We start from the raw sequence: 25,698 nt of genomic DNA, 5'->3' as shown, positions 1-25,698 counted from the left end.
ACGGCCCGATCGAAAATTCGACCGGGCCGTCAAGGCAAAACCTCAGCGCTATGCCACTCGCGTTCTACGAAAACCTGCTTAAGTGAACGGCATTACTACCTTAGGGTAGCGTTTTTTTTGCTTAAAAAATAATTCCTTATAACAACAATTATGGGGCAAGCGCTGCTATGCTACGGAAAGTTCATTGTTGCATCACAACATAGACATCCCGGAGATAGCATGCAGCGCAGTCAATTGGTTCGAAATGGCACAGCCAGCGGCGTCACGCCCGCGCTGTCCGCTTCGCCGACGCGCACCTCCCGCCCTGTACTGGGGCGCGCCACGGCCCCGGCCAGCCCCATGGCCCATTTGCTCGATGCGGGCGTCTTGCCCCAGCAGCAGATGATGCAGGCAGGAAAACTCAGCTCCCACGCACTGACCTCGCAATACCTGGCGCGCATCCGTTCGCTGTGCAGCCTGGGTGCGCGGCAATATCCAGGCATCGCCATCAATCCTGACGCACTGAAAATCGCCCTGGACATGGATCGCGAGCGCAGCTTGCACAAGGTGCGCGGCCCTTTGCACGGCATTCCCGTCGTGTTGCGCGACGATATCGCCACCGCCGACCGCATGACAAGCCAAGTACAGGGGACAAGCCTGTACGCCAGTTGCGACGCCTTTATCGTGGCCCGGCTGCGCGCCGCAGGCGCCGTGATCATCGGTAAAAGCAATCTGCGCCAGTGGGCCGCCGTCAGCGTGCCGCAAGCGACTGCCAGCTGGGCCGGCTTGACGATCTTGGCTGTCGGCAGCGAGGCGGATGGCTCGATAGTGGTGCCGGCATCGGCTTGCGGCCTGGTCGCCATCAAGCCGACCGGACTTGTCCATGGTCCCATCGCCTCCAGCGTGCGTGAAGCGGCCTGGTTGCTGGAAGCGCTTGCTGGCAAAACTGGAGTCCCGTTGCCAGCTGCGCATTTGCAGCCTTGCCGCATCGCTGTCGTGCGCAGCCTGTTTGGCCGCTGTGCCGACACCGACGCCGCGATGGAGCTCGCCTTGCTGGCCCTGCGTGAATTGGGCGCCGAGCTGGTTGATCCGCTGGTCTTGCCCCGTGTGAGTGATGTCAGCATCGAACAGCTGTTGCAGTCGCAAGGCTTGGGTGCGCTGGTCGCGCCCACTTGCGACGACCTGCCGCGTTTGCTGCCGGGGCTGCCACATATCACCGTGCCTGCCGGTGCGGCCGGTGGTCTGCCCGTGGGGCTGTCCTTCATCGGGCCTATGCATGGCGAAGCGCGCCTGCTTGCTATTGCGTACGCCTATGAACAAGCCACTTTACATCGCCGCACGCCGGCCTTGCCATCAAGCATTACCGTAGCGCTGCGTTGATGCCTGTCTCTTTTCTTTCCTCTAGCCTAGTCCGATACCTATGCTCGCTACCTTGCTGCTGAGTGCGGCCGTGAATGCCGCCCCTATCCCTTTCGATGCCACGCAGCTATCCGGTAGCTGGTCCGATAGCGTCAACACCAGCAGTGTCTGCGAAGAGGCGCGGCATTTTTCGCGCATGCAGCTATCGGATGACCACCAGCGCCTGGCCATCTTCAATGACCGCACCTGGAAAAGCAGCTTGGGCACCACCAACCGCTTCGCCGCCACCGTGCTGGCGGAAACGGAGCGCAGCCTGACCATACGCTATGACAATGAAACCCGGCGTGACCCCAGCGGCAAGCTGGTCGAATGGCAGTTGATCATCGTTGCACCGGGCGTCTACCGCTGGCGCGAGGCGGATTGGCCTGAAGGTAAAGTTAACGGCGTGGTTGGCATACGCTGCTCGCTCTAGGATCGCTCCATGCGCCTACGTTTATTGTTATCGCTGCTTTCCGGCGCAGCCATGGCGCTGACGTCCGTCCCGGTCTGGGCCCAAGCCCCCGCATCTGCGCCAGCGCTATCGCTGATAGGGCAGGCGCAGCAATGTGATGGCGGCAGCAATTGCCCGTATTTCAACGATGTCTATCAGGCTGATCCTGTCTTTCGCCGCGCTTTTGATGTGGCGATCAAGCAAGCTGGCCTGAGGCGACAATACTGGGTGCGCAAAGGCGTGACCACGCCGCTCAGACCCGTAGAGATCGAAGGCAAGCCGCGCCTGCTGAGCAGCGTTTGCGAGCCGCATAACTGCGGTCATCATTACTCGGTGCTATACGACCCTGCCAGCCACAGCATGGCCGGAGTCTATCTGGGTCCAGACGGCAAGGGCGGGGTGCGTACCGTGTATTTTGGCGATCCCAGCATTGCCGAAGCGGCGGTGCTGAACAAAAACTGATGACTGCATCCCGGTTGATGTCAGGCGAGCATTATTTGTGGCGAGAAATAGTCAACATTGCATCTATTTATGTTGAGAAATTGTTTCTATTTTACTGGGGTGACTATTATCATAGTTGCATAAAATAATGTTGTATTTATAACGTCATCGTGTCATTATCCGCCGGCTGCGCTTGCCTGCCGCTGGCGGTTTTCCTCGTTCCGGCGCCGAGCCGGAGGTGTGGCGGCTTGGCCTGCAGCAGCAGTGCATCTTCTCGTTCACCTTTGAAGGAAACCATCATGAAACAATACGGGGCCGAATTTCTGGGAACCTTCTGGCTGGTGCTGGGCGGCTGTGGCAGTGCTGTGCTGGCCGCCGCCTTTCCCGGCCTGGGCATCGGTTTTGCCGGCGTGGCGCTGGCGTTTGGCTTGACGGTGCTGACCATGGCTTATGCCATCGGCCATATCTCGGGCTGCCATTTGAATCCTGCCGTTTCGATTGGCCTGTGGGCGGGCGGCCGCTTTCCCGCCAAGCAACTATTACCCTACATCGTGGCCCAGGTGCTGGGCGCCATCGTGGCCGGCGGCGTGCTGTACGTGGTCGCCAGCGGCCAGGCAGGTTTCGATGTCAGCAAAGGCTTCGCCTCGAATGGTTATGGCGCCCACTCGCCCGGCGGCTACTCGATGCTGTCGGCGCTGGTGATTGAAATCGTGCTGACCATGTTTTTCCTGATCGTCATCCTGGGCGCCACTGACAAGCGCGCCCCGGCCGGTTTTGCCCCCTTGCCGATCGGCCTGGCGCTGACTCTGATCCATCTGATCAGCATCCCGGTGACGAATACCTCCGTCAACCCGGCCCGCAGCACGGGCGTGGCCCTGTACGTGGGCGACTGGGCCACCAGTCAGCTGTGGCTGTTCTGGCTGGCGCCCATCATCGGCGCCTTGCTGGGTGCGATGGCCTATCGCTTGATTGCCGCTGAAAAGAACTGAGTTTTTACTGCTCGCCGCGCCATTCGCTTAAGTAAGTCTGCGGCGTGCGCCCCAGGATGCGGCGGAACATGGCGCTGAAGGCGCTAGGGCTGGCGTAGCCCAGCGCGCTGGCGATGGCGCCCACGCTTTCACCGCGGTTCAGGCGGCAAAAGGCGTCGGCCAGGTGCACTTGCTGCAGCCATTGCCGGTAGTGCATGCCAGTCTCTTTGGGAAATAAGCGGATCAGGGTGCGCGCGCTGGCGCCCGCATCGTAGGCCCATTCCTCGATGCTGCGCCGGCTGCCGGGCGCCGCCATGATGGCTGTGCAGACGGCCAGCAAGCGCCGGTCGCGTGGCCAGGGTATGGCGATGGGCACGGTTGCGGCCGCCGCCAGCTCTGACAGGATCAGGTGGGCCAGCCAGTCGCCGCGTCCTCCCAAATCATATTCCAGCGGCTCGGTCAGCAGCGCCAAAATCAATTCGCGCAGCAGGGTGCTCACTTCCAGCACCTTGCAATCAGGGCCGAAGACGACCGCTGCCTGTGCCTCGATATACAGGGTGCGCATGCTCAGGTCGTTGAGTGTGTGCAACTCATGCTCTACGCCCACTGGCATCAGCAGGGCACGCCTCGGCGGCAAGATCCACACGCCGTGCGCGGTACTGACACGCATCACGCCTTCGGTGGCATACAGCAATTGTGCCCGCACATGGCTGTGCATCGGCGTGTGGGCGCCTGCCGCATATTGTTTGGACATCGCCGCCACGGGGCGCGGCAGCAACTGGTAATCCCTGGAATTGGTGCTGCGGCTGAAGGGCATGCCGTCGGGGCCGAACCGGGTAGTATCGTTCGTATGCATGATCGGGTGACGAATTTGTCACTTGGGCGACGATTATTGGAAGTTATCAATTCAACGCCCATACTATACTGCTTATCTTGCCGGGCCTGTTGTGTGGCCCGATTTCTGCGGATACAACAAAGATGACCACCTCTACTCCCGATAGTTTGACCGCGCCGATGGCGCCGTCCCAGCCGATTTCCACTTCGCAACACCAGTCTGGCCTGGCCATGCACATCCTGGGCGCTGTCGCCTTCGTGCATTTGCTCAATGACCTGGTGCAAGCCATGCTGCCATCGATTTATCCGATGCTGAAAGCCGAGTTTGCCCTCAGCTTTACCCAGGTCGGCCTGATCACGCTGACCTTCCAGTGCACGGCTTCGCTGCTGCAGCCTTGGATAGGCCTGTACACGGACCGTCGTCCGCTGCCGTTCCTGTTGCCAATAGGCATGTGCTTCACCCTGGCTGGCGTGCTGATGCTGGCCGTGGTATCGAGTTTTTCGACCCTCTTGATCGCTGCCGGCCTGATCGGCGTGGGTTCCTCGACTTTCCACCCGGAAGCATCGCGCGTGGCGCGCATGGCCTCGGGCGGGCGCTACGGCTTTGCCCAGTCGCTGTTCCAGGTGGGCGGCAACGTGGGCTCGGCGCTGGGACCGTTGCTGGCGGCAGCCGTCATCGTGGGCCGTGGCCAGGGCAATATCGCCTGGTTCAGCCTGATGACCTTGCTGGCCATCGGCGTGCTGTACAGCGTCAGCCGCTGGTATAGCGGCCACCTGGCCAGCTTCAAGCCGAAGGCGGGCGGCCACGCCGGGCCTAATTTGTCGCGCAACAAGGTGCTGGGCGCGCTGGGCGTGCTGGCCTTGCTGGTGTTTTCCAAATACATCTACATGGCCAGCCTGTCGAGCTACTACACCTTTTACCTGATCGATAAATTCCATCTGTCTATCGGTTCAGCGCAAATGTATTTGTTCCTGTTCCTCGCCTCCGTGGCGGCCGGCACCTTCATGGGTGGCCCGATCGGCGACCGTATCGGCCGCAAGCGCGTAATCTGGATCTCGATCCTGGGCGCCGCGCCATTCACCTTGCTGCTGCCGTATGTCGACCTGTTCTGGACGGCCGTGCTGACGGTGATCATCGGTTTCGTGATCTCGTCCGCGTTTTCCGCCATCGTCGTCTTCGCCCAGGAACTGGTGCCGGGCAAGGTCGGCATGATCGCCGGGATCTTCTTTGGCCTGATGTTTGGCGTGTCCGGTATCGCGGCCGCCGCCATGGGCCACCTGGCCGATATCTCCGGTATCGCCTATGTGTACAAGCTGTGTTCCTATTTGCCGCTGCTGGGCATCTTGACGGTGCTGCTGCCGCATATCGAACAGGCAAAGAAATAGTCACACCACGCCGGCGGGCTTGACGGTCTGCCGGCGCACATGCGATAGTTCCATCATGTTCACATCCATTCTCCATCCAGTCACTGCTTCCGGCGCCGCTTCTGCTGCGCTGTGTCCGTGCGCCTGGCCCTGTGAGGATTCGGCCGCGCGCTGCTAAGTTTCTTCCTCATTTCGATGGCCACAGTGTTGAAAAACCTGTGGCCATTTTCTTTTTCCGCACCGCTTTCCTGGCCACTTTGAAAGTCCCGCATGACACTACATCTGTACGACACGTATGAACGCAGCCTGCGTCCGTTTGAACCGATTGAACCCGGCAAGGCGGGCCTGTATGCCTGCGGCCCCACCGTCTACGATTACGCGCACATCGGCAATCTGCGCACCTATCTGTTTGTCGATGGCTTGCGCCGGGTGCTGGCGTTCAACGGCTGGCAGGTACGCCATGTGATGAATATCACCGACGTGGGCCATCTGACGTCGGACGCAGACAGCGGCGACGACAAGATAGCGGCACGCAGTGTCCGCAGCGGCAAGTCGGCCTGGGATATCGCCGCCGAATTCACTGCTGCCTTTGAAGACGATCTGCGTCAATTGAATATCTTGCCGCCCACCGTCTGGTGCCGCGCCACCGACCATATCGCCGAACAGATTGCCTTCATCGGCGACCTGGAAGTCAAGGGCTATACCTACCGCACCAGTGATGGCATCTATTTCGACACCACGCGCCAGGATAGCTATGGCCGGCTGGCGCGTTTGAACCGCGATGGCCTGCAGGCGGGCAAACGGGTGGAGCTGGGCGAGAAGCGCGATATCTGCGACTTCGCGCTGTGGAAGTTCAGCGGCACGCCGGGTCAGCGCCAGATGGAGTGGGATAGCCCCTGGGGCCTGGGTTTTCCAGGCTGGCATATCGAGTGCTCGGCCATGTCTGAAAAACACCTGGGCAGCTATTTCGATATCCATTGCGGCGGCGATGACCATGTGGCGGTCCACCACAGCAATGAGATCGCGCAGACGCAAGCGCGCCACGGCACGCGCTTGGCGAACTTCTGGCTGCACGGCGCTTTTTTGAAAACGCAGGATGCCAAGATGTCGAAATCGTCAGGCGAATTTTTGCGCCTGCAAAGCCTGATGGAGCAGGGCGTAGATCCCCTGGCTTACCGCTATCTGTGCCTGGGTGCGCACTATCGCAGCAGCCTCAATTTCAGCGACCAAGCCTTGCTGGCGGCGGCCAGCGGCTTGGCGCGCTTGCGCAGCAGCGTACATGGACTGGGTGAAGCAGGCGATGAACCTGACGAGGATTGGCTGGCCCGCTTCACGGCGCAAATCAACGACGACCTCAACTTCCCGCGCGCGCTGGCTGTGGCCTGGGAGCTGCTGAAAAGCGCGCTGCCCGATGGCGTGAAAAAAACCACCATGCTGCGCTTCGATATGGCGCTGGGACTGAACCTGGCGCACTGGCAGCCGGCTACCGTGATGGTGCCGCCGCAGGTGCAGGCGTGGATGAGTGAGCGCGAAGCGGCACGGCAAGAGCGCCGCTGGTCCGATGCAGACAGCTTGCGCGCGCTGGCGCGCGAGGCTGGCTATGAAATCGAGGATACGCCACAAGGCCCGCAGGCGCGCCCCATATCGTAAATCCGGGGTCAGCCCCCCAGCAAATAGCGCTGATATTCATCGCGCTACATGCCATGGGGTCTGACCCCAGCCTTTGCTGTTGGGGTGCGAATAAAGACTTAAGCTTCGATAAACCGCATCTTGAAGCTGCGGCCCTTGATATTGCCGAAGTCGCGGCCCAGCGAATTGCCTGCGTTCAGGCGCTTGAAGGCCGCTTCGGCCACGCTGCGGTCCAGCGCCACGTAGGTCATGAATTCGAACACGTTGATCTTGCCCACTTGCTCCTTGGTCAGGCCGGCGTCGCCCGTCAGTGCGCCCAGCAAGTCGCCGGGGCGCAGCTTGTCCTTTTTGCCGCCCATGATGCACAGGGTGACCATCGGCGCCGGCAGCGCCACGGCGCCGTCGTCTTCTTCCAGTTCCTTCAGCTCGTGCCATTGGGCGGCGCTGTTCTGGTATTGCTCGATCAGCTTGACCCATTTTTTCTCGTTCGGCGCGCACAGCGACAGGGCCAGGCCCTTCTTGCTGCCACGGCCGGTGCGGCCGATGCGATGGATATGCACTTCCGTATCTTTGGACACGTCGACGTTGATCACCGCGCCCAGGTCCGAGATGTCGAGGCCGCGTGCGGCGACGTCGGTGGCCACCAGCACCGAGCAGCTGCGGTTGGCGAACAGCACCAGGATTTCATCGCGTTCGCGCTGTTCCAGTTCGCCGTACAGGGCCAGCGCAGAAAAGCCTTGCTGGCGCAATTCTTCGGCCAGTTCGCGGCAATGGACCTTGGTGTTGCAGAAGGCCAGGGTGGACTCGGGCTTGAAGTGCTTCAGCAGCTTGCCGACGGCGCTGTTACGCTCGTCAAAGCCGATTTCATAGAAACGCTGTTCGATCTTGTCGTTGTCATGCTGCGCTTCGACCGTTACTTCCAGCGGATTGACGAGGAACGATGCGGTGGCGCGGCGGATGTCTTCCGGGTAGGTGGCCGAGAACAGGAGGGTTTGGCGGCGTGCCGGGCAGGCGCTGACGATGCCGGCGATTTCTTCGTAAAAGCCCATGTCCGTCATGCGGTCGGCTTCATCGAGCACCAGCGTCTGCACGTGGTTCAGGTTGATGGTGCCGCGGCCCAGATGGTCGCGCAAACGGCCGGGCGTGCCGACCACGATGTGGGCGCCATGCTCCAGCGAAGCGATTTGCGGGCGCATCGGCGCGCCACCCGTCAGGGTCAGAATCTTGATATTGCCGGCCGCGCGCGCCAGACGGCGCAGCTCATTGGCCACCTGGTCGGCCAGCTCTCGGGTCGGGCACAGCACCAGTCCCTGCACGGCAAACCAAGCCGGATTGAGCTTGTGCAGGATGCCGATGCCGAAAGCGGCCGTCTTGCCGCTGCCCGTCTTGGCTTGCGCAATCAGGTCGCGGCCATCGAGCACCGCCGGCAGGCTTTGCGCCTGGATGGTGGTCATCTCGTGGTAGTCGAGCGAGTCCAGGTTGGCCAGAAAGGCGGGTGTCAGCGGCAGGCTGGAAAAAGAAGTGCTGGAAGTAGTGGTCATAAAGGGCGGAGCCGGTAGGGTGGATGGGCACAATCTACAGGCGTTCTACGCCCTTGTGCGGATGGGGTTCGGCTGGCGGCAAACGGCCGCCGGCATGGTGCTACGGGTACTGTACTACTTGTCAGGCTTGCTTGTCAGGCGCCCAGATCGGCAATCCGCTCAGATCGAGGCCGGCGTCGCGCGTCCAGACGGGCAGGCCCGTGGCGTCGGTCGGCTCCAGCAGTTCGAGCTGCACCTGCTTCAGCGCCACCTTGCGCACGCGTACGCGGCGTTTCGGCTCGGCGTCCTGCTCAAGCACGGCCGGCGCCGCTGGCGGCGGACCGAAACCGGGCAAGTCGATGGTGGCGTTGTCTTTTTTATCTCTCATTTCTGAACCTCTGGTCCCCGGCTGGTGTCAGCTGGGGAGCGGGCAGAAATCTGTCCGCTATGTACTGGTGAATACGCTGCAAGCCTGTTCCACAAAACAAAAGCCCGGCTACAGGAGTCGGGCTCATTGTGAATCTCATCGACAGGAAAAGCGGCCTGCGTATGAAAGTGCGGCACGCAGTGTATCACAGGCGTGCCGCATTGTGGGATGCTAAAGCCTGGCTTAACGGAAGCTGAGCGCGCCCGTCAGGTCGCCTGGAGGCAAAGCGCCGCGCGCAGCGAAGGCCTCGTTGCGCACTTTCAGGCCGTCGAGCAGCGGCAAGTCGTGCAGGCGCGTGATCAGGCGCATGATGGACGTGGTGTCGTAGAAGCTGTGATCGACCGCGCCTTTTTTCGCATAAGGCGAGACAACGATGGCGGGAATGCGCGTGCCTGGGCCCCAGCGGTCGCCTTTTGGCGGCGCCACGTGATCCCACCAGCCGCCGTTTTCGTCAAACGTGATCACGATGATCATGTCTTTCCACTGCGGCGACTCTTTCAAGTGCTGGATGATGTTGGCCACGTGCTGGTCGCCCGACTCGATGTCCGAGTAGCCGGCATGCAGGTTCAAATTGCCCTGTGGTTTGTAGAAGGTCACGGCAGGCAGCTTGCCGGCTACGGCGGCGGCCAGGAATTTGTTCGAGATCGGGCTGTCGCCGGTGCCGCCGTCGCGCAAGTGTTCCGCGCGCGCCGCCGTGCCAGGTGCGAACTGCTTGAAGTAGTTCAGCGGCTGGTGGTGGAACTGGAAGTTCGGCTTGTTGCCGCCACCCTTGTGGTCGAGCGCCGCTTGCCAGCCGCCGCCATACCACGCCCAGCTGACGCCTTTGCGCGACAGCAGGTCGCCGATGGTGTCATAGGTTTGCGGCGGCAGGGTATTGGCGTCGGCCGGGTCGGCATGCAGCGGATCGCCGTCGTAGGCCGGGCGGATATAGCTGGGCTGGTAAGGCGGGGCCATGGTGTTGACGGCATAGCCGTCTGGCGTGAGGGCGCCGTCGTTGACGTATTTCGGCTTGCCTTCCAGCGCAGACTTGGGCGAGGCTTCGGCGATCGCCAGGCGCACGCCTTGCGGGCCGTCTGACAATACGGCCAGTTTCTTCTTCGCTGCCGTATCAAGCGCGTTGAAGTATTCGTTAGGACGGCCGGTGACCAGGAACTGGTGGTTCATATACGAGCCGCCGAAGGCCGCCATGAAGAAGTTGTCGCACAGCGTGTACTGTTCGGCGATCTGCCACATGTTCAGGTTTTTCGCCGTTTCGCCGTAGTGGCCCATCACCAGGCCGCCGCTATCGGCCCAGGCGGCGAACTGGTTGTTCTTGCCGCCATTGATCTGCATCTGGTTGTTATAGAAACGGTGCACCAGGTCGCGCGTAATGATGCTCTCCGGCAGAGGCTTGCCGGCAGGGTCGCTCAATTTGTAGGGCGCGTTCGGCAGGCCCTGGATCTGGTCTTCCTTGATCAGGTAATCGATGCCGCCGATATTTTGCTGGTCGGGCACCAGGCCGCCCCAAATCTTGGGCAGGGTGGCCAGCGGCGTGCCGTCGCGGTCCAGCTGCTGCGCCTGTTCTGCCGTGACGGCCGACAGCGGTGCGCTGGTGCCGGGGAAGTTGGCGAACAGATTATTGAAGCTGCGGTTTTCCAGGTAGATCACCACCACGTTCTTGACATGGGCTTTCAGCTTCTCGTCGAGCGAGCCTTTGACCACGGTTTTCTTGGCTGGCGCGGCGTCGGCCAGCGCCGGCAGGCTGGCGGCCAGGCCGACTGCGGAAGCAGCCTGGAAAATGCGCCGGCGCGAGGGGTTGGCTGGTTGATCGGCCGTATCGGCTGGCAGGGCGGGGGCGAGGTCCTTCACACATTCTCCTTGGGTGTCTCTATCGGCGCGGACGGCACGCCGCCCGTTTGGCGGAAGTGTATCACCAGCCTCCGTTGATGTGAACTCATGCCAAATACCTAATTCGCCCCCGCCTGATCTCAGGCTACTGTCAGAACTGATACTTGACGGTCAGCGCTGCCTTGCGGGCCGGGCCATACATGCCGGAGTACCACCAGTCCGACACGGACGCCGTGTACTTCTTGTCGAACAGATTGCTGACGTTGAGCGTCGCCGACAGCTTGTCGTTGAGGTCATAGCGCGCCATCAGGCTGGCCACCGAATAGGCCTTTTGTTCCCAATGCAAGGTGCGGTCGATTTGCCACGCATCGATATCGGAATACACGCGGCTTTGCCAGTTCACGCCGCCGCCCACCGTCAATCGATGCAGCTCGCCCGGCAGGCGGTAGGTGGTCCACAGTTTCACCAGGTGGCGCGGGAAGGTGGTCTGGATTGCCTTGCCGTCGGCGCTTTCCGTCCGGCTGTAAGACCAGGCAGCCGACATGTTCCAGGCCGGGGTGACGGCGCCCGACGCTTCCACATCCAGGCCCTGCGTCTTTGCGCCCTTGATCACGCGATTGGCAGGGAAGTCCGTCCCCGGCAGGGTGTAGCCGGGATCGGATTCTGCCAGATTGCTCTGCTGGATCTGGTACAGCGCCACGCTGGTGTTCAGGCGTTCGTCCAGCCAGGCGCTCTTGACGCCTGCTTCATAGTTCTTGCCCGAGCGTGGCGGCAGCAGCTTGCCATAACGGTCTTGCGCGGCCTGCGGCTGGTAGATGGTGGAGTAGCTGGCGTACAGATTGTGCTGCTTGTCGAGGTTGTAAACCAGGCCTGCATACGGCGTGAAGACGCGGCTTTCGGAGGCGGGTGACTGGCTATAAAAGTTGGCTGCGGGTGCGTCCGAGATATAGTTTTCGTCATAGCGCATCACTTTTGCGCCGACGATCAGTTTCAATGGTGCGGCCAGGGTAAAGCGGCTGGCCGCATAGATGCTCGATTGGCGGCGCGTGCTGTCGTACTTGACATAGGTGTTGCCGTAGACGGGCGCCTGGGTGGGCACCGGGCGATACAGATTGACGGCTTGACCCTGGATATTCCAGTCAAAGCGGCCATCGGTGGTGCTGTCGAACTGGCTGTAATCGGCGCCGACCACCAGTTCGTGCTGCTGGCCGAACAGGGTGAAGGGGCCGCGCGCGTTGACGTCCACGCTGCTCACGCGCAGGTCATAGTCGCGATAATTCGCTTCCAGTTCCAGCCCGTCGCCGCTGGCCTTGTCGGGGAAGCCGGCACTGACGCCCATGAACACGGAGCGCTCCTGCTGCGACGACTGCAGATGCGTGGCCGAGACCTTCAGCTTCCAGTCGTTCGGCAGCGCCTGCTCCAGGCTGGTGAATACTTCGGTCGAGTTGCTGTTGAAGCGGTTCGATGGCGCGGCCGGGCTGAAGGAGCGCGGCAGGTCGGTCATCTCGCCATTGCTGTAAAACAGGGGGAAGCCCAGGTAGGACAGCGAGCCCTTCGAGCGGTTGCGCTGGTAAGTGACGCCCGCCGTCAGCTTGCTGCCGGCGGCCAGGTCGGCTTCGATCACGCCATACAGCACCTGCTTGTTGTGGTTGTAGTTGTCGATGATGCTGTCGCTGTCGTCGGCCACGGCGATGAGGCGGCCGCGCACGCTGCGCGTTTGGTTCAGCGAGCCCGATACATCGACCGTGCCGCGCCGTTCATTGCGCGAGCCCAGCGCGCCTTCGGCAGACGCCTGGAAATCGGCGGTCGGCTTCTTGCGCACCATATTGATGGCGCCTGACGGGTCGCCGGCGCCTGTCATCAGGCCAGAGGCGCCGCGCAGTACTTCGATGCGGTCATACAGCGCCATGTCGGCCAGGCTTTGTGACGGCACCGAATTGAGGCCCAGGTTTTCCGAGTGCGTGCTGACGCCGTCGAGCTGGTAATTGGTGATCGGATAGCCGCGCGAGCTGAAGCCTACGCGCTCGCTACCGAGGCTAAACAGGGTGATGCCCGGCGCCTGCGCCATGACATGGCCGATCGTCGTCAAGTCCTGGTCTTGCATGCGCTGGCTGGTGATGACGCTGACCGTTTGCGGGGTCTCGCGGATGCGCAGGCCCAGCGGCGTGGCGGTGGTGATCGCCACCGGCGAAATATACGAACCCGTGCCTTCGGTGGCGTCCTGCTGCGCCATCACTGTCACGCCAGGCATGACGGACAAGGCTTCCGCGTCTGCCGCGCGCAGCACATAACTGCCGTTGACGCTGCGCTCAGCCTTCAGGCCCGTGCCGCGCAACAAACCATTCAGGGCGGCCAGCACGCCCGAGCGGCCGTTCAGGCCTGCCGTCGTCTTGCCACGGGTTTGTTCGGGCGTGAAGCTGAGGATGACGCTGGACTGGCTGGCCACCTGGCGCAGTGCGGTGGCCAGGTCGCCGGCCGGCACCTGGAAGTCGTAGGCGGCTTGCTGCATGGCGTTTGTAGCGTCTTGCGCCTGTGCGCTGGCGTTCAGCAGCAGGGTGGAACCGATGAAGACCAGTTGTATGGCGCGCGCCATGGTGGTGCGACGGATGGAGAAAATGGATGCAGACATGATTACCTTGGGTTGAAGTCGTCGGAAGAGCGTTTCAACCATGGGTCACGCGGAAATCGGAAACGGCTACTTTTTTTACGATATCTTTAATTTTTTTTTGCGCGCTTCCACCTGGACCCAGTAGCGCGTGCGCAGCCGCAGGTCGACCGGCAAGGTATCGGGCAGCGACAGCAGCACGGCGTCCAGGTCATGCAGCGGGAACACGCCCGAGATGCGCAGGTCGGCCACGCCGTCGTCGCAACCGAGTACGCCGTGGCGGTAGCGGCTCAGTTCATGCAGGAAGTCGCGCAAGCGCATGTCGTCGGCCAGCAGCAAGCCACGGCGCCAGCCCCACACATCGGGCGACACGGTGTGTACGGGGGCGACGTGCTGCGCATCCATGCTGCTGCCCTGGCCTGCGTGGATGACGAGACTGCCGCTGCCATGGCGCGGCGTGAGCCGGACGGCGCCTTGCTCCACCGCGACGCTGGTGCGTTCGCCGTCCTGGCGCACCGAGTAGCGCGTGCCGAGCGCCAGCGCGTGGCCCTGCGCCGTTTCGACCAGGAAGGGACGATACGGCCCGCTGGTTTCATGGGCCGTGCTGATGAATACTTCTCCCTGCACCAGTTGCAGCAGGCGCTGGGTGCTGGAATAGCGGATGTTGATGGCGCTGCCGCTATTGAGCGTTACTTGGGTGCCGTCCGGCAGGGTGATATCGCGGCGCTGGCCGGTGCTGGTGGCGGCATCGGCCAGCAGCGTCTGCGCCGGTTGCGAGCGGGCGCCCAGCCAGCCGGAGAGGCCAATGGCGGCCAGCCAGGACAGCGCCTTCAGGCTGCCGCGCCGGGAAATCGGCAAGCCGCCAGCCGACATGCTGCGCGAGCGGCGCGCCAGCGCCTGGCGGCTGGCTTGCCCGTCGAGTCCCTGGAAACCGCCGCTGACTTTTTCGATATGCCGCCACGCGCGTTCATGGTCGGGGTGCGACTGGCGCCAGTCGGCCCATGCCGCCTTTTCGACGGAGGTGGCTTGTCCGCTCATCAAGGTGGTCAGCCATTCGGCTGCCTGCATGGCAATCGCCATGGCGATGGGCTGGCCTTCGGCATACACCATGCTGGGCGCGGCGGCGGAGGGGCGCATGGTGTCAGGGCGAGGCAAAATCGGGCACGGCAAAAAAGCACAGCAGATTGGCCTGGCTCAGATACTTCTTGACCGAATGGGTACTCACTTGCAGTTCTGCGGCGATTTCGGCATACGTCAGGCCATCGAGATGGGCCATCAAAAAGGCGTTCCTGGCCTTGTCGGACAAGGTGTCGAGCGCGCGGTCGATCAGCTGCAGCGATTCGACCAGGATGGACAGCGTTTCCGGCGAGGGCGCGTGCGCTGGCGGCAAGTGCATCAGCGCGTCGGTATAGGCATGCTCGAGCTCTTCGCGCCGGCAGTGGTTGGCGATCAAACGCCTGGCGATGGTCGCCAGGAAGGGGCGCGGTGCGATGATGTCGTTGCTGCTGCGTGCGACCAGTATCTTGATGAAGGTGTCTTGCGCCAGATCGCTGGCCAGGCCCGCATCGTGCAGGCGCCGCTTCAGCCAGCCCAGCAGCCAGCCATGGTGCTGGCTGTAGAGCGACTGGAAGTCTGGCGATGATGGGTGGGCGGCAAGCACAAGGCAAACAATCTAAATGAGAATTGTTCTCATTGTATCGTAGTCGTGTCACGCAGACAATCCGCATCGATCACGCGTTGTGGAAATGCGACTGGCGCCGTCTTTACTGCATGATGGACTTCTTGAATATCGATGCGGTCCCTGGGCGCGTGAATGCTGGCCCACGATGCAATTTGCCCTCTACCAGTGTGTAGGGCAGGAAGGTCACGACGGAGTAGCCATCCTCGTGATCGAGCGCGATGGCGATGGCGTCGCTGGTCTGGCTGGAGGAGGGCAAGGGCACCGAGGCATCATAGACGAGCGCGGTGGCCCTGAACTTTCCGGCGGCGGCGCTTCCCGCATGTAATTCTTGCAACATTGCAATGATGTCTGCAGGCAGTGGTGTTTCGTCGCCATTGCCAGCGCTGGTGGCGACGATCTCGCCAGTGGCTGTCATGCCGGCGCCAAAGGGCAGGAATGCGCCATGCTTGCCCAGTTGCTGTTCGGCGAAGGGCGCCACGAACTGCAGCAGTGCTTCGCTATCTTCCTTGCTGGAAGTGGTAGGGCTCGAATGTGCGGTGCTGGAAAAAAACAGGACGACAGGAAGCGCAAGGGCGCGTAATAACTTCATTGTGGCTAGCCATGGCGAGTGAAAGTAGCAATTTAACATGGTCGATACACTATTCTGATGTTTCCTCAGTGCAAAGTTTTAAAAATGCCTAGTTTCATGTGCGAAAATGGGCGCTGTCGATGTGGAACGCGCGGAGCGAAAAATGATGTGGATGGTTGGCGGTGCCCTGGTTCTCTTGATCGCCAGATTTTTATGGATGGGCTACTTTCATCGTGTGAATGCGATGTCGCGCCAGGCCGAGCTGATGAACTGGGTTGAAATCGGCCGCATGTCGAACCCCAATGGCGGCAAGGATATTCTGCTGGCCAGAGACGAGCGCGGTTCCAGGATAGACTGGCGTACGGGCGAAGTATGGCTGATCAACCCCAAGGTGGCCGACCCGTTCGAGGATTATCTGGCGGTCGAGCGCTGGCTGACCTTGAGCGTACTGTCGGCGGAAAAAAATACGGATGCCGCCAGCGCCAAGCCAGCCGACGCGGCTACCACCCCGGACGCAGTGGCCGAACCGGTAATCGATCCCATGCCTGCCTTCCAGCAAAAAGTCGACGATTGCCTGGCCAGGGCGGATGGCGGCCAGGAATTGCTGGACACCAAGCAAGCCTTCGAAGCCGGCAGCGAGGCTTATCTGGACGCCTCGACGGACTTGAGCCGCGCGGCGATCGACAGCGCTTTGTCGCCGATGATGGTCGCCACCTTCCATATCAGCGCGTTTGCAGCCCTGTCCGACGCGGCCGGCATCGACCGGCTGGACCGCGCAGCAGCCAGTTTGCGCGCAGCGGCCAAGCAGATACGGGCCAGTGCAGAGTAGTTCCCACTACCCGTCCTAACTCAATCCACCTCACCCCCATCATGGGAAGCTACGCCACGTATGCATGCTGATGCCCAATTTTCCAACCCGTCATGAATCGGAGCAGGGATATGGATTTGAGAAAACCGCTTCCAATGCAAAAAGGCTTATCGCGAACGATAAGCCTTTTCAGGAATTCTGGTTGCGGGGACAGGATTTGAACCTGTGACCTTCGGGTTATGAGCCCGACGAGCTGCCAGACTGCTCCACCCCGCAGGCGAATTATATACCAGTTCACCGTGTCGCGGGAATGATTTTTGCTAAGTCTGCTTTGAAGGGGTATTGTTATTTGAAAAGCGAGGCCGCTTCCTGCTACCTAAAGTCTGGCGTAGAGGCATGCCACAATGAAAAAGCCGCTGATTCCTTTGCAAGAATCAGCGGCTTTCATGTGTCTGGTTGCGGGGACAGGATTTGAACCTGTGACCTTCGGGTTATGAGCCCGACGAGCTGCCAGACTGCTCCACCCCGCGTCTGAGGCCAGAATTATAGTGTAGTTTGCTGCATTGCGCAATGGCCGGGGATTGCGGCTCCCGTCAAGCGGCGGCTAAACGCCACAATGAGGTGACTTCTTTCGAGCGTGCCGCATGCAGGCTGTCGGTGGCGTCTTGCGCGCGCGGGTGCGTCGGTTTGACGTCGTGGCGGTCGACCACTTTCAAACCGGCTGCCGTGATCCACTCCAGCAATTGCGTGCGCGGACGCAGGCCCAGGTGTTCGGCCAGGTCGGACAGGATCAGCCAGCCTTCGCCTGCAGGCTCCAGATGGTCGGCCAGGCCGGCCAGGAAACCGCGCAGCATGCGGCTGTCCGGGTCGTAGACGGCGTATTCGATCGGCGAGCTGGGGCGGGCAGGCAGCCACGGCGGATTACACACCACCAGTGGGGCGCGGCCGGCCGGGAACAGGTCGGCCTGGATGATCTCGACCTTGTCGCTCAAGTCCAGGCGGGCCAGGTTTTCACGCGCGCAAGACAGGGCACGCGCATCCTGGTCGGTGGCGATGATGCGCTCGATGCCGCGCTGCGCCAGCACGGCAGCCAGCACGCCGGTGCCGGTACCGATATCGAAAGCCAGTTTCGTGCGCGGTGGCAACGGCGTATCGGCTACCAGGGCCACGTATTCGCCACGGATCGGCGCGAACACACCGTAATGCGGGTGGATGCGCTGGCCCAGGGCCGGCAATTCCACGCCCGTGCGGCGCCATTCGTGGGCGCCGATCAGGCCCAGCAATTCGCGCAGCGAGGCGATAAACGGTTCCGTGCCACGGCCGTAGGCTTCATTGCAAGCCAGTTTCACGTCGGGCGCGCGGCGCAGCGGCACCGTGTAGTCGGCGTCGAAAGGCAGTAGCACCATGGCCAGGGTGCGGGCGCGCTGCGACTGGGCCTGGCGGTGCAAATGGAAGGCTTCGGTGGCGCTCGGTTCTGGCTTGGCCAGCTTGGTCGCCTTGGCCTTCTTGCCGGGTTTGTCGTTTTTATGGTCGGCGCGCCGCGCCAGCGCCTGCAGCAATTGGCGGGCATTCTGGAAGTCGCCGCGCCACAGCATGGCCGTGCCTTCGCAAGCCAGGCGATACGCCTGGTCGGCCGTCGTGCGGTCGTCGGCGATGACGACGCGCTTCGGTGGCGGCATGCCGCTTTCCGAGCGCCAGCGGGCCGTGTGTTCGGCGCCGTTTTCGCTCCAGTGGATCTGCGGATGGGCGGTATTTGAAGAAGTGTCGGACATGGGATTCAATCGAAAGAAGAGGGCGCGCGGCATGGTCGCCTGCGCAGGCCGTCTTCTATTATACGTGGCTGCTAGGTGGCGGCCTAAGCCTGGGTCTGCGATATCGCCGGTGCTGCTGGCTGCTCGTCCGCGCCATAGGCAGCGGCTAGCGCACGGGCCTGGGCGTCTGCCTTGGTTTCGGTCTTGTCTGTCTCGGCTGTCTTGGCGGGTTGCACCAGGTTCAACAGGCGCAGGGTCAGGCTGCCGGCCTGGTCGCCGTCCTTGTTGCTGGTGCTGGCAGTATCTTGATTGCCATGGAAAATATTGCTTTGCAGCTGCTGGCCCAGCAGCTTGAACAGGTCGTTCAAATTGCCTGCGAAATTGGTGGCGGGAAGTTGCTTGCTAAGCAAGCCGGCGTCATCAGGCTTGTTGGTGTCGGACGTATCGGGCACATCGGCCGGCGTTTGCTGCAGGGCGCCCGCGCTGATATTGGACTGGTATTGCACTTCCACTTCAAAGTCGAAGGTCTGGCCATCGGCCGTGGTGATCTTGCCCTTGCCGATGAAATGGGCGTTCTCGTCAAGGCTGAAAGCGGCCGCCTGGCTGGTGCCCTTGGGGCCCGAAACGCTGGCGGCGCCACTGGAAAAACCCGATGCCGCTTGCAAGTCGACGCTATCAAAAGAGATGCTGGCGCCATCGCCAAACATCTTTTGCGTCATATTCTTGAGGAAGTCCTGCGCCGCATCGACGGTGGCGTTGCCCAGCGCATCGGTGCGCTGGGACAGTCCCTGGGCCGACAAGTCCAGGCCATTCTTCGACAAGGCCACCACATCCTGCGTGGTGCGCTGCATCAGCGGCGAACCGGCGAAGTTGGCCAGATCGCTACCCGTTTTGGGCGCTTGCTGGCCCTGGCCCGCCACGGTATTGGCGGCGTTCTGGCGTGAAGCGGGGATGAGGGCAGGAAGCTGGGACATGGTTTATCTTGAATGAGCGAATACCTGATTAACGGCGGCTCGCTCTCATTCTTTAACCATTAGTGGTGGTGATGTGTCCAGCTACCGTCTGCCGATTCAATATATGCCTTGACGGTTTCAGCCTGGCCGATGGCGTGGCGCTTGACCTCGCCGCATTGGCAGATGCCCTGGTAAGGCTGGATATGCGAGCAGGCGGACACTTTTTGCAGGTAGACCTGCATGGATTTGTGACATTTTACGCACTTGAAGGTAAGGCTGCGGGCGGCTTTCATGGGCTTCCTAAAGACGATTGCGGGGCGTGCCGTGGGCAACGCGCGAAGGCCGGGATTTTACCGCACTTGCCGCATCGTTACAGACTGTTGCATCTTCGCTACGCTCGCGTCAACTGAATGATGGCTGTTACGTTATGGATACAGAGATGCCGTTTGGCATCTCGATTGGTCTCAATGATTGAGGTACACCATGGAACAGCGTCAGAAACCTGGCAAGGAAATGGTCAGGAAATGGTTGAAAGCCGAGCTCGAACAGCGTCGCCCGCCGCCCGATCCGGAACAGATCCGGCGCGAGCTGGGCTGGGACATGCTCAGGCTGCAAACGGGTTCTGTAACGCGCTAGGCTGTTCTCGCTGTTGCCGCGTCATTGCACCGTCACCACGCTCTTGCCGCCCGAACCCGGCCGTACCAGGATCTTGGTGGCGATGCGTTCCGTCATTTCCTGCACGTGCGAGATGACGCCGACCTTGCGCCCCATCGCTTGCAAGCCGTCGAGCGCATCCATGGCCACGCGCAGGGTTTCCGTGTCGAGGCTGCCGAAACCTTCATCGATGAACAGCGATTCCACGCGCACCCGGTTCGACGACAGCGAGGCCAGACCCAGCGCCAGGGCCAGCGAGACGAGGAAGGATTCGCCACCCGACAGCGAGTGGACGGAGCGCAGTTCGCCGCCCATGTCCTGGTCGCGCACCATCAGTCCCAGCGAGGGATTGTTCGGATTGTCGATGCGTTCGAGCTGGTAACGCCGCGCCAGGTGGTTCAGATGCGCGTTGGCGTAGCCGAGCAGCACTTCCAGGGTGAATTGCTGGGCATAGTTGCGGAATTTCTTGCCATCGGCCGAACCGATCAACTCGTTAAGGCTGGCCCAGCGCCGCTCGATGGCCGCTTGCTCTTCGATTTGTGCCAGCATCGCCTGGGCACTGTGGCGCTTGGCGTCGTCCTGGGCGATGGCCAGGCGCAGCTGAGTCGCCTGCTGGTTGGCTTGCTGGCGCTCAGCCGTCAAGGCGTCGAGCGCGGTCTGCAGCACCGCCACATCCGTTTCCAGTTCGGCCGGTGGCAGTTCCACATGGATTGCCAATTGCTGGCGGCGTTCGGCCAGCACGGTGACGGCGGCCGTATGCCGGTGGGCTATCGCTTGCAGGATTTCGCGCTCCATCTGCATGGTTTCTGGTGAAATGGACAAGCGCTCACGCAGGCTGATGATATCTTCCGGCGCGTGGCCGGGGTGCGCCTGCCGGAATTGCTGCAGCCAGTCTTGCAGCGCGGCCGAGGCGGCAAGTTCCTGCTGGCGTAGAAAAGCCAGCCGTTGTTCGGCTTGCGCGCACGCTTCAGCTAGACGCGTCCGTTCCTGGCTGGCTGCGTGCGCCGCCGTTTGCTGTTGGACCAGCGTGGCTTTTGCTGCCTCGATCGCGGCGGCCAGCTTGTGCTCAACCTCGGTCACGGCATGGCCATGCCACAGCGCGTTGCGCTCTGCCTGCAGCGTCTTGAGCTGCGTAGCTAGGCTATTGAATGCGGCATGCGCATCCTTGGCAAGCTGCTGCGCCTGGCTTGCCGCCGCCTGTGTTCCGCTTAGCTGCGCGGCCAGGGTGGCCAGTGTCTGGATACGGATTTCCTGCGCCGCTTGCTGTTTTTGCCACTGCGCGCTTTCCATTTCGCGCGCCGCACGGAAGTCGGCGGGACCTTGCCGCCAGTTCTCCTTCCAGTCTTCGGCGCCCTCGGTGTCCGCAAAAGCGCTATCGAGCTGGGTCAGCAAGCCATCGAGCGCGCCGCGTGCGGTTTCGCCCTTGTCCTTGCTGGCCGCATGCTGCGCCTGCAGTTGCGCCAGCTTTGTCCGGGCCGACGAGAGGGCAGCCGTCAGCCTGACATGTTCCGACGCCGCCTGTTCGTGGGCGACCTGCGCCTGATCACGCTGGGTCTGGGCCTGGCGCAGCGCCAGGTCTTGCTGGGCCAGCGCCTGCAAGCCCGCCGCATTGGCTGCCAGTTGTTCTGCAAACCAGTCCGTACGTAGCTCTTCTGCCGGCAGCAGCAGGGTGGCGGAATGCGATTGCCACTGCGTCGTCAGTTGGGTGATGGCGGGCGGCAGGGCTGCCAGCGCCAACGCGGCGGGTGCCTGCTCGCGTGCATAGCCATCCAGCGCGGCCTTGTGCGCAGCCAGTTGCGCGATATTGGCGTGCGATAGCGCGCGGCAGGCCTGCACATCGTTTTGCAGGCTGGCCAGCATCGCCTGCGAGACAGGGTCTTGATGGCTGTACGGGTGTTCCAGCGCGCCGCAGACCGGGCAGGGCGTATCAATCGCCAGGTTGGCGCGCAATTGCTCGACGCTGGCGGCACAGGCAGCTTCAGCGTTTTTCAGGGATTTTTCCGCCTGGACCAGAGCCGCATCAATCGCGGCCGTCTTTGCCGTTTCCGCCACCAGTGCCGCGTGTTCCGCCTGCACGGCTTGCGCCAAATGCGTGACTTTAGCCTGCCATTGTGTCAGTTCCTGCTGCTTGCGCGCCAGTTCGCTCCAGGCTTTTTCTGCCGCGCCCAAGGTCTGGCCATGGGCTTGCAATTGCGTCCTTTGTGCCTGCAATCGTTCACCATCGATGGTACGCAAGGCAGCCAATGCCGTTTGTCTTTGCGCTTCGCGCGCGGCCAGGGTGGTGGTCGCCGTCGTCAACATGGCTTGCGCCGTCACGGTTTCTGCATCGGCCTGTTCCAGCAACTGCCTTGCCTGCGCCAGGATGGTCTCGGCCGCATCGGCTTGCGCGGCGGCCTGGCCCGCTTGCGTGAATAGCTGGTCCCACAAGGGCCATGACTGGGCCAGCGAGGCCCAATGCTGGTGGCTGTCCAGCCATTGTGCGCCCGCTTCCTGTTCCTTGTTCAAGCTGCGTTGGCGCTCCTGCTGCGCCAGCAAGCTCGCTTGCGCAGCATCGTTGGCCTGGTCGGCCGCCTTTGCCGCAGCCTGGGCCTGGCCATGCGCGGGCAGGCGGGCGGCGATACCCGCATCGAGCGCCTTGGCCTGGTCCAGCAGCGGCGCGGCATCGCGCTGTGCTGTTTCCTGCGCCTGCAAAGCTGCCGTGGCTTGCTGCACCTGGGCCGCCGCCAGTTCCTGGCTGGCCTGCGCCTGCGCCGCTTGCTGGCGCGACGATTCCAGCACCAGGCTGGCATTGCTTATATCGGCGGCCAGGCGAGCGGCATCGTCAATCAGGGGGCGGGCCGGCTGCAGCAATTCCCACTGGGCCAGCGCGGCGTGCCTGTCCTGCGCCGCTTCGCGTTCTGCGGCTGAAGTTTCCAGCGCCTGCTGTGCAGTCACGACCTGCTGTTGCAGCTTTTGCGTCTCCTGATGCCAGCGCTGCTGCTGTTCCAGCACAGTCTTGCGCAAGTCCAGGGTGTGCAAGGCGGTTTCGGCGGCAGTTGCCTGCGCGTCCGTGTCGGCCCGCTCTTCCGGCGGCAAAGGCCTTTGGTCGGCCAGCTTTTCCGCCAGCCGCTCCAGGACCAGTTTTTCCTTTTTTGCCCGCTCGAAGGCGCGCACGGAAATATCGGAATAAATGGTGCTGCCGGTCAGCGTTTCGAGCAGCTCGCCCCGTTCATTGTCTTCCGTTTTCAAAAAGGTGGAAAACTCATTTTGCGCCAGCAGCACGGCGCGCGTAAACTGTTCGAACGACAGACCGATGCGCTTTTCGATTTCTTCCTTGACCTCGGTCTTGGTGCCGCCGACTGCTTGCATTTCTGGCAGCTTGTGCAAGCTCATGGCGGTTGCCTGCAGCGCGCCTTCGGCCTTGCTGCGCGAACGGCGCACGCTCCAGCGGGCGCGGTAGTGGGCGCCCTCATTGCCGACGAAATCGACTTGTGCATAGCCTTCAGGCGTGCCCCGGCGCAGCAGGGTGCGCGTATCCTGGGCATTGACGGTTTCCTTGCCCACGTCGGGCAGGGCGCTGCTGCGGCCCGCCACTTTCAGCAGGCGCGGCGTGGCGTCATACAGGGCCAGGCACAGCGCGTCGAGCAAGGTACTCTTGCCGGCGCCCGTGGGGCCGCTGATGGCGAACAAGCCGCTGGACGCCAGCGGCTCCTGTTCGAAGTCGACTTCAAATTCGCCGGCCAGCGAAGCCAGGTTCTTGCCGCTGATTTTCAGGATTTTCATGCTGTTCTTTTATACTGATGCAGTCGTCGTACGCCCCTTGCCGCCGCAAAGCGGCAAGCTGGATGACTCTGGAGGCGCTTACAGATCTTTTTTTGCCTTGGCCTGTTCGGCCGCGATCTTTTCGGCAGATGCTGCCGCTATGGCCGCCTCGCGTTTGGCTTCAAGGCCGGTATCGACCAGCGTTAATTTGGTGGTGTAGAACAGGGCTCTCGCAGACCATAGCTTGTTGATCATCTCCGTTTCATACGGGGAGAGTGCATGGATGCGTAATATTTGATCGGCATGATGCACCATGCAGTTTTCATCGACGATTCTGGCGTTATCGAGCATAGGCAGGTGGCGCTCGGCACGGTTGCAGCTGAACGTGACGGGATGGCCTTCTTCCTTGCCGTATTTCTCCTCCAGTTCTTTTACGAGTGCGTATCTGTCCCCACCCTCCAGCATGACCGTGATGGCGGTGACTGTGCCGTCGGCCAACTGCTCAGTTGTGACGACACGTGGCTTGCCGAAATAGCTCCATTTACCCAGATAGCCATCCGCTACCGATTTCCCTGCCTTGAGGCCAGTGCTCAGGTCTTTGAGCATGATGGGTTTCGACAGTTGCGACGCCGCTGTCTTTTCGGCGGGCCTCGGCGGTGGGTAGTCGGCGCTTGGTCCGCAGCCTGCGAGAGAGATCAGCATTGAAAGGCCAAGCAGAGGGAACAGATGGATTCTTTTCATAAAACCTTTCTAGTGGCAATAGGCGAAAATATTATTCGGTGTGGACGTTCCCGTCGTCAGGCGGACGGCAGCAGCAATTCAGCCAGCGCCGACAGCTGTTCGGGCGGCGCTTCCTTGCCATATTTTTGCTGGTACAGGCGGCGGAAAATCTCGTCCGGCTGCAGCTGGTTCAACTGGTCCAGGGTCATGTTTTCCGGCGCGCTGCTGCGCGCGGCGCTCGATGTCTCGATCTTCGCCAGGCGCACGGCCTTGCCGTCGAGCGCTGTTTCGATGCGCGTGCGCAGGCCCGGTTCGGGCGCGTCCAGGCGCACGCGCACTTCCAGGAAAGGGCGCGCTTCCGCTGCGCTCTCGGGTACCTCAAGGGCGGCCAATTGGGCCAGCACTTCATCGATGGGCGCCGGCTTGGCCGGCACGCGCAGCAGCGGCACGGCGCGTGGAATGTCGATGCTCCGCACTTCGCGCAAGCTTTCGCCATCGAGATCGATGCACAGCACCTGGTGGCGGTAGCCCACTTCGGCAAACGACAGCGGAATCGGGCTGCCGCTGTAGCGGATATGCGCTTGCTTGCCCACGCTTTGCGCCAGGTGCAGATGGCCCAGCGCGGCATAGGCGATGGACGCATCAAATATCCCGGACGGCAGCATTTCGGTGCCGCCGATGACGATGCGGCGCTCGGAATCGTTGGACATCTCGCCGCCCACCATATGGCAGTGGCCCATGGCGACGATGGCCTGGCCAGGCTGGCGCCGCGCCAGCGCCAGGTCCGTCAGCTGGCGGTACAGCAGGGCGATGCCGCCGAGGTAGGGGTCCTGGCCGCTATCGTTCGGAATCTTCGGCACGTCGCCTGGGCGTAAAAAAGGCACGGCCAGGCACCAGGCTTGCACTGTGCCATCGCTGCCGGTGAGTGGCAGCAGCAGCCGCTCCAGATCGATATGGCCGGCATCGTCGCGCAGGATATGGCCGATCACATGCGTGCCATGCGCCGCCAGCAGCGGGCCGGGCGCTTCCAGCCGGCCTGCTGAATCGTGGTTGCCTGCGATGACCACCAGTTGCAGCGCGGGCAGGCGCACGCGCGCCTGCTGCAGGAAAACGTAGAGCTGCTTTTGCGACGCCGACGAGGGATTGGCATTGTCGAAGATATCTCCAGCCACCAGCAGCACGTCGACCTGTTCGGCCACGAGGGTGTCGAGCAGCCAGTCCAGGAAGCGTTGGTGCTCGTAGCCCCGCTCATAGTTATGCAGGGTCTGGCCCAGATGCCAGTCGGAAGTATGCAGCAGGCGCATGATGAGGAACTTGCAAGAGATGGAACAGGCGTCAATATAGCTGAAAACAGGACTGGAAAAGGGGGAAGAAGCGA

The 25,698-nt window shown here is 62.0% G+C and carries 21 protein-coding genes, 2 tRNA genes and 2 pseudogenes; 9 read left to right on the top strand and 16 right to left on the bottom strand.

Features of this window, described 5'->3' with window-relative positions; genetic code table 11:
- Positions 1–150 precede the first annotated feature (150 nt).
- The 5 genes and pseudogenes from HDE72_RS24240 to aqpZ all read left to right on the top strand — a co-directional run.
- A pseudogene (locus HDE72_RS24240) lies at positions 151–1,059 on the top strand (amidase family protein); the annotation flags it as partial.
- Positions 1,060–1,179: 120 nt separating this feature from the next.
- Positions 1,180–1,359, top strand: a pseudogene (locus HDE72_RS28110) (amidase); the annotation flags it as partial.
- A 40-nt stretch (positions 1,360–1,399) separates the two neighbouring features.
- On the top strand, positions 1,400–1,810 hold the full coding sequence (locus HDE72_RS24235) for a hypothetical protein (protein WP_183747133.1): 411 nt from the start codon (positions 1,400–1,402) through the stop codon (positions 1,808–1,810).
- Positions 1,811–1,819: 9 nt separating this feature from the next.
- On the top strand, positions 1,820–2,290 hold the full coding sequence (locus HDE72_RS24230) for an Ivy family c-type lysozyme inhibitor (RefSeq protein WP_183747131.1): 471 nt from the start codon (positions 1,820–1,822) through the stop codon (positions 2,288–2,290).
- A 278-nt stretch (positions 2,291–2,568) separates the two neighbouring features.
- Entirely contained in the window at positions 2,569–3,258 is a 690-nt protein-coding gene (gene aqpZ, locus HDE72_RS24225; protein WP_183747129.1) for an aquaporin Z, read from the top strand.
- A 4-nt stretch (positions 3,259–3,262) separates the two neighbouring features.
- Here the strand turns inward: aqpZ and HDE72_RS24220 are convergent, their stop codons facing one another.
- Positions 3,263–4,093, bottom strand: a complete 831-nt coding sequence (locus tag HDE72_RS24220; protein WP_260176893.1) for an AraC family transcriptional regulator — start codon at positions 4,091–4,093, stop codon at positions 3,263–3,265.
- A gap of 158 nt (positions 4,094–4,251) precedes the next feature.
- Here HDE72_RS24220 and HDE72_RS24215 point away from each other — a divergent pair, with 158 nt between their 5' ends.
- Together HDE72_RS24215 and cysS are read left to right on the top strand one after the other, a co-directional pair.
- A complete protein-coding gene (locus HDE72_RS24215) occupies positions 4,252–5,457 on the top strand; it encodes an MFS transporter (protein ID WP_183747147.1) in 1,206 nt (401 codons plus the stop codon).
- Between the two features lie 249 nt (positions 5,458–5,706).
- Entirely contained in the window at positions 5,707–7,086 is a 1,380-nt protein-coding gene (cysS, locus tag HDE72_RS24210; protein ID WP_183747127.1) for a cysteine--tRNA ligase, read from the top strand.
- 98 nt (positions 7,087–7,184) lie between these two features.
- Here cysS and dbpA read toward each other — a convergent pair whose 3' ends face one another.
- From dbpA to HDE72_RS24175, 7 genes are all read right to left on the bottom strand, one after another.
- A complete protein-coding gene (gene dbpA / locus HDE72_RS24205) occupies positions 7,185–8,606 on the bottom strand; it encodes an ATP-dependent RNA helicase DbpA (protein WP_183747125.1) in 1,422 nt (473 codons plus the stop codon).
- 121 nt (positions 8,607–8,727) lie between these two features.
- Positions 8,728–8,973, bottom strand: a complete 246-nt coding sequence (locus HDE72_RS24200) for a hypothetical protein (RefSeq protein ID WP_183747122.1) — start codon at positions 8,971–8,973, stop codon at positions 8,728–8,730.
- Between the two features lie 222 nt (positions 8,974–9,195).
- Positions 9,196–10,860, bottom strand: coding sequence for an acid phosphatase (locus HDE72_RS24195; protein WP_183747119.1), 1,665 nt, complete (start codon positions 10,858–10,860; stop codon positions 9,196–9,198).
- Positions 10,861–10,990: 130 nt separating this feature from the next.
- Positions 10,991–13,468, bottom strand: coding sequence for a TonB-dependent siderophore receptor (locus HDE72_RS24190; RefSeq protein ID WP_183747116.1), 2,478 nt, complete (start codon positions 13,466–13,468; stop codon positions 10,991–10,993).
- A 75-nt stretch (positions 13,469–13,543) separates the two neighbouring features.
- The gene (locus tag HDE72_RS24185; protein ID WP_183747113.1) at positions 13,544–14,581 is read right to left on the bottom strand and encodes a FecR domain-containing protein; all 1,038 of its coding nucleotides are present in this window, start codon (positions 14,579–14,581) and stop codon (positions 13,544–13,546) included.
- A gap of 4 nt (positions 14,582–14,585) precedes the next feature.
- On the bottom strand, positions 14,586–15,104 hold the full coding sequence (locus HDE72_RS24180; protein WP_183747110.1) for a sigma-70 family RNA polymerase sigma factor: 519 nt from the start codon (positions 15,102–15,104) through the stop codon (positions 14,586–14,588).
- 103 nt (positions 15,105–15,207) lie between these two features.
- Complete coding sequence (locus HDE72_RS24175; RefSeq protein ID WP_183747106.1) at positions 15,208–15,714, bottom strand: hypothetical protein; 507 nt, start codon at positions 15,712–15,714, stop codon at positions 15,208–15,210.
- Positions 15,715–15,856: 142 nt separating this feature from the next.
- On the opposite strand from HDE72_RS24175, the gene HDE72_RS24170 reads away from it, so the two are divergent.
- A complete protein-coding gene (locus HDE72_RS24170) occupies positions 15,857–16,522 on the top strand; it encodes a hypothetical protein (protein ID WP_183747097.1) in 666 nt (221 codons plus the stop codon).
- Between the two features lie 178 nt (positions 16,523–16,700).
- Here the strand turns inward: HDE72_RS24170 and HDE72_RS24165 are convergent.
- The 5 genes from HDE72_RS24165 to HDE72_RS24145 all read right to left on the bottom strand — a co-directional run bounded on the left by HDE72_RS24165 (position 16,701) and on the right by HDE72_RS24145 (position 19,498).
- Positions 16,701–16,777 (bottom strand) — tRNA-Met (locus HDE72_RS24165).
- A 177-nt stretch (positions 16,778–16,954) separates the two neighbouring features.
- Positions 16,955–17,031: transfer RNA gene (locus tag HDE72_RS24160), tRNA-Met, on the bottom strand.
- 63 nt (positions 17,032–17,094) lie between these two features.
- Positions 17,095–18,273, bottom strand: a complete 1,179-nt coding sequence (locus tag HDE72_RS24155) for a methyltransferase (RefSeq protein WP_183747096.1) — start codon at positions 18,271–18,273, stop codon at positions 17,095–17,097.
- Between the two features lie 83 nt (positions 18,274–18,356).
- Positions 18,357–19,226 (bottom strand): hypothetical protein, encoded by an 870-nt coding sequence (locus HDE72_RS24150; protein ID WP_183747093.1) that lies wholly within the window; start codon positions 19,224–19,226, stop codon positions 18,357–18,359.
- Between the two features lie 59 nt (positions 19,227–19,285).
- Positions 19,286–19,498, bottom strand: a complete 213-nt coding sequence (locus HDE72_RS24145) for a hypothetical protein (protein WP_183747089.1) — start codon at positions 19,496–19,498, stop codon at positions 19,286–19,288.
- A 190-nt stretch (positions 19,499–19,688) separates the two neighbouring features.
- Between HDE72_RS24145 and HDE72_RS24140 the strand changes: the two genes are divergently transcribed.
- Positions 19,689–19,841 carry a hypothetical protein gene (locus HDE72_RS24140; protein WP_183747086.1) on the top strand — a complete coding sequence of 51 codons (153 nt, stop codon included), beginning with the start codon at positions 19,689–19,691 and terminating at the stop codon, positions 19,839–19,841.
- A gap of 21 nt (positions 19,842–19,862) precedes the next feature.
- Here HDE72_RS24140 and HDE72_RS24135 read toward each other — a convergent pair whose 3' ends face one another.
- The 3 genes from HDE72_RS24135 to HDE72_RS24125 form a co-directional block, all read right to left on the bottom strand.
- On the bottom strand, positions 19,863–23,621 hold the full coding sequence (locus HDE72_RS24135; protein WP_183747082.1) for an AAA family ATPase: 3,759 nt from the start codon (positions 23,619–23,621) through the stop codon (positions 19,863–19,865).
- A 78-nt stretch (positions 23,622–23,699) separates the two neighbouring features.
- Positions 23,700–24,341: a hypothetical protein gene (locus HDE72_RS24130; RefSeq protein WP_183747080.1), complete on the bottom strand. Its 642-nt coding sequence runs from the start codon at positions 24,339–24,341 to the stop codon at positions 23,700–23,702.
- A gap of 56 nt (positions 24,342–24,397) precedes the next feature.
- A complete protein-coding gene (locus tag HDE72_RS24125) occupies positions 24,398–25,624 on the bottom strand; it encodes an exonuclease SbcCD subunit D C-terminal domain-containing protein (RefSeq protein ID WP_183747077.1) in 1,227 nt (408 codons plus the stop codon).
- Positions 25,625–25,698: the final 74 nt, after the last annotated feature.

It is taken from the genome of Janthinobacterium saanense (assembly GCF_014200675.1).
Taxonomy (GTDB): domain Bacteria; phylum Pseudomonadota; class Gammaproteobacteria; order Burkholderiales; family Burkholderiaceae_D; genus Janthinobacterium.
This window is presented reverse-complemented; position numbering and strand designations above follow the sequence as displayed.

Bases quoted from the DNA above. Each gene is read 5' to 3' on its own strand.
- HDE72_RS24235 (WP_183747133.1), top strand. From the start codon at position 1,400: ATGCTCGCTACCTTGCTGCTGAGTGCGGCCGTGAATGCCGCCCCTATC.
- HDE72_RS24230 (WP_183747131.1), top strand. From the start codon at position 1,820: ATGCGCCTACGTTTATTGTTATCGCTGCTTTCCGGCGCAGCCATGGCG.
- aqpZ (WP_183747129.1), top strand. From the start codon at position 2,569: ATGAAACAATACGGGGCCGAATTTCTGGGAACCTTCTGGCTGGTGCTG.
- HDE72_RS24220 (WP_260176893.1), bottom strand. From the start codon at position 4,093: ATGCATACGAACGATACTACCCGGTTCGGCCCCGACGGCATGCCCTTC.
- HDE72_RS24215 (WP_183747147.1), top strand. From the start codon at position 4,252: ATGGCGCCGTCCCAGCCGATTTCCACTTCGCAACACCAGTCTGGCCTG.
- cysS (WP_183747127.1), top strand. From the start codon at position 5,707: ATGACACTACATCTGTACGACACGTATGAACGCAGCCTGCGTCCGTTT.
- dbpA (WP_183747125.1), bottom strand. From the start codon at position 8,606: ATGACCACTACTTCCAGCACTTCTTTTTCCAGCCTGCCGCTGACACCC.
- HDE72_RS24200 (WP_183747122.1), bottom strand. From the start codon at position 8,973: ATGAGAGATAAAAAAGACAACGCCACCATCGACTTGCCCGGTTTCGGT.
- HDE72_RS24190 (WP_183747116.1), bottom strand. From the start codon at position 13,468: ATGTCTGCATCCATTTTCTCCATCCGTCGCACCACCATGGCGCGCGCC.
- HDE72_RS24185 (WP_183747113.1), bottom strand. From the start codon at position 14,581: ATGCGCCCCTCCGCCGCCGCGCCCAGCATGGTGTATGCCGAAGGCCAG.
- HDE72_RS24175 (WP_183747106.1), bottom strand. From the start codon at position 15,714: ATGAAGTTATTACGCGCCCTTGCGCTTCCTGTCGTCCTGTTTTTTTCC.
- HDE72_RS24170 (WP_183747097.1), top strand. From the start codon at position 15,857: ATGATGTGGATGGTTGGCGGTGCCCTGGTTCTCTTGATCGCCAGATTT.
- HDE72_RS24155 (WP_183747096.1), bottom strand. From the start codon at position 18,273: ATGTCCGACACTTCTTCAAATACCGCCCATCCGCAGATCCACTGGAGC.
- HDE72_RS24150 (WP_183747093.1), bottom strand. From the start codon at position 19,226: ATGTCCCAGCTTCCTGCCCTCATCCCCGCTTCACGCCAGAACGCCGCC.
- HDE72_RS24145 (WP_183747089.1), bottom strand. From the start codon at position 19,498: ATGAAAGCCGCCCGCAGCCTTACCTTCAAGTGCGTAAAATGTCACAAA.
- HDE72_RS24140 (WP_183747086.1), top strand. From the start codon at position 19,689: ATGGAACAGCGTCAGAAACCTGGCAAGGAAATGGTCAGGAAATGGTTG.
- HDE72_RS24135 (WP_183747082.1), bottom strand. From the start codon at position 23,621: ATGAAAATCCTGAAAATCAGCGGCAAGAACCTGGCTTCGCTGGCCGGC.
- HDE72_RS24130 (WP_183747080.1), bottom strand. From the start codon at position 24,341: ATGAAAAGAATCCATCTGTTCCCTCTGCTTGGCCTTTCAATGCTGATC.
- HDE72_RS24125 (WP_183747077.1), bottom strand. From the start codon at position 25,624: ATGCGCCTGCTGCATACTTCCGACTGGCATCTGGGCCAGACCCTGCAT.